The organism is Streptomyces sp. MA5143a (assembly GCF_900290235.1).
Taxonomy (GTDB): domain Bacteria; phylum Actinomycetota; class Actinomycetes; order Streptomycetales; family Streptomycetaceae; genus Streptomyces.
Window position 1 is genome coordinate 1 of the sequence record NZ_OLMK01000113.1, and the last position, 3,340, is coordinate 3,340.

At 73.4% G+C, this 3,340-nt stretch carries 1 protein-coding gene; it reads right to left on the reverse strand.

Annotation, left to right across the window (positions count from 1 at the left end):
* Positions 1-3,340, reverse strand: a 3,340-nt coding sequence (locus SMA5143A_RS37465) for a type I polyketide synthase (RefSeq protein WP_146194016.1), incomplete at both ends; no start/stop codon positions are given.

Genomic DNA, 3,340 nt, shown 5'->3' on the forward strand with positions numbered 1-3,340 from the left:
CACCGGACCAGGACCGCCATTCACGCAGCCCCGCACCACACTCGCGTCGGGCCGGTCGTCAGCGACGGCGGTGATGCCCCGCAGCAGGTCCTCGCGGTCGGCGCCGACCACCACCGCCCGGTGCTCCAGGTCCGCGCGGGACACGGCCAGGGTGTGGCCCACCGCGTCGGCGGCGAGGTGATCACGGCTCGTCAGATGGTCTGCCAGGCGGGTGGCCTGGGTTCGCAGGGCGTGCTCGGTGTTGCCGGACAACGTCCAGGGGACCGGACCGGAGCACGGCGCGGACTCCGCCGTGTCGTCGGGTTCCGGGGCCTGTTCCAGCACCACATGGACGTTGGTGCCGCTGATCCCGAAGGACGACACCCCGGCCCGACGCGGCCGCCCGGTCTCCGGCCAGGCACGCGCCTCGGTCAGCAACTCCACCGCCCCCGCCGACCAGTCGACCTCCTTCGACGGCTCATCCACATGCAACGTCCTCGGCAACAACCCCTGCCGCAGAGCCAGCACCGTCTTGATCACACCAGCGACTCCGGACACCGCCTGCGTATGACCGATGTTCGACTTCAACGACCCCAGGAACAACGGCCGTTCACGATCCTGGCCGTACGTCGCCAACAACGCCTGCGCCTCGATCGGATCACCCAGCCGCGTCCCCGTACCATGCGCCTCCACCGCGTCCACCTCCGACGGCGACAGACCTGCACTCGCCAGAGCCTGCCGGATGACCCGCTGCTGAGCAGGACCGTTCGGCGCACTCAAACCGTTCGACGCACCGTCCTGATTCGCCGCCGAACCACGAACCACCGCGAGCACGGGATGACCGTTGCGCCGAGCGTCCGACAGGCGTTCCACGACGAGGAAGGCGACCCCCTCGGACCAGCCGGTGCCGTCGGCGGCGTCGGCGAACGCCTTGCAGCGGCCATCGGCGGCGAGACCTCCTTGCCGGGCGAACTCGTCGAAGGCCCCCGGGGTCGGCATGACCGCGACACCGCCGGTGAGGGCCAGGTCGCACTCGCCGCCGCGTAGGGCCTGACCGGCCAGGTGCAGGGAGACCAGGGAGGAGGAGCAGGCCGTGTCCACCGTCAGGGCCGGGCCCTCCAGCCCGAGCGTGTAGGCGATACGGCCGGACATCACGCTGCCGCTGTTGCCGGTGAGCAGATAGCCGCCCGCGTCGGGGCTGTCACCGACGACGCTTCCGTAGCCCGTGGGTGAGCCGCCGACGAAGACACCGGTGCGGCTGCCGCGCAGGGACGACGGGTCGATCCCGGCCCGTTCCACGGCCTCCCACGACACCTCCAGCAACAGCCGCTGCTGCGGGTCCATCGCCAGCGCCTCGCGCGGCGAGATCCCGAAGAACTCCGCGTCGAACCCGGCGACGTCCGTGAGGAAGCCGCCCTCGTGGCCGCCCGCCGCGCCCCAGGCGTCCCAGCCCCGGTCACCGGGGACGGTGGAGATCGCGTCGCGGCCTTCGGTGACGAGCCGCCACAGGTCCTCCGGCGCGGTGACGCCGCCCGGGAGACGGCAGGCCATGCCGACGATCGCCAGCGGCTCGTCCTGCGCGGCACCGCGCACGACGACCGTACGGGCGGCCGGGTCGGTGCCGCCGTACAACGCGCGGTGCAGCTCGTCGGCGAGGGCGGTGGGGGTGGGGTGGTCAAAGACGAGGGTGGCGGGCAGGCGCAGTCCGGTGGCGGTGTTGAGCCGGTTGCGGAGTTCGGTGGCGGTCAGGGAGTCGAAGCCGAGGTCCTTGAAGGGGCGGTGGGCGGCGACCTCCGCCGTGTCCGTGTGGCCGAGCACGGCGGCGGCACGGGAACGCACCAACTCCAGCAGTTCGGTACGCCGTTCGCCTTCGGTGAGATCGGCGAGCCGGCTGATCAGCGCGGAGGAGGTGCTGTCGGCGTCCGCCGTACCGGTGGTGTCCTCGGGTGTTCCGGTGGTGTACGTGTCGCCCTTGAGCGCGCGGGCCGCTTCCGGGATGTCCTCGATCAGGGGGCGGTGGCGGGCGCCCGCGTAGACGGGAGCGAAGCGGGACCAGTCGGTGTCGGTGACGGTGAGGCAGGTCTCGCCGTGTTCGACCGCTTCCCTCATGACGGACAGCGCGAGCGCGGGGTCCATGAGGGCGAGGCCCATGCGGGTGAGGGACTCCTCGTCGAGGTCGGCCGCCATGCCTTCGGAGCGCCAGGTGCCCCACGCGAGGGAGGTGGCGGGCAGCCCCCGGGCACGGCGGGACCGGGCGAGTCCGTCGAGGTAGGCGTTGGCGGCGGCGTAGGCGCCCTGGGAACCGCCGCCCCAGGAGGCAGCGCCCGAGGAGAACAGGACGAACGCGTCGAGGTCGATACCGGCCGTGAGTTCGTCGAGGTGGCGGGCGCCCGCCACCTTGCCGTCGACGACCTCGTGGATCTCCTCGGGGGTCAGATGGCGCACCTTGGTGTAGCGCACGACGCCGGCGGCGTGGACGACGGCGGTCAGCGGTGCCTTCGGTGGTATGTCCGCCAGGACGGAGGCGACAGCTTCCCGGTCGGCCATGTCACAGGCCGCCAGGGTCACTTCGGCGCCCAGGGCACGCAGTTCGTCGGCCAGGGCCTCGGCCCCCGGCGCCGCGGCACCGCGGCGGCTGGTCAGCACGAGATGCTCCGCGCCCTCCCCGGCCAGCCAGCGGGCGACGTGGGCGCCGACCCCGCCGGTACCGCCGGTCACCAGGACCGTGCCCCGCGGCGTCCACGGCCGGGCCGGGGCACGCCCGGCCAGCGGGGCCCGTACCAGGCGCCGGGCGAACACGTCGCCTCCGCGTACGGCCACCTGGTCCTCACCACCGGCCGCGCCTGCCAGTACGGCCGCGAGCGACTCCCCCGCGCCGTCGTCCCATACGGCGGGCAGGTCGACGAGCCCGCCCCACCAGCCGGGTTCCTCCAGGCCGACGACCTGCCCGAGGCCCCACAACTGGGCGGCGTCGGGTCGTACGGTGTCACCGGAGCGGACGGCCACCGCGTCCGCCGTCACCCACCACAGCGGAGCCTGCGAACCGGCGGTGCGCAGGTCCCGCACCAGCGAGACGGCCTCCTCGACCGAGCCCGGCAGCGCCACCACACCCGCGAAGTCACCGGCCACGGCATGGTCCGCCACCTCCACGTCCGCGCCCGCCGCCCGGAGCGCCTCCGCCACCCGGGCACCGACGGCGTCACCGGGTTCCACCAGCAGCCAACGGCCGGTCGGGGTACGGTCCCCGGTCAGCGCACGGCGGCGCCAGGTGACCTTGTAGCGCCAGTCGTCCACCAGTCGGCCACGACCGGCGCCCACCCGGGTGTCGGGCCAGTAGCGGCGGTGCTGGAAGGCGTACGTA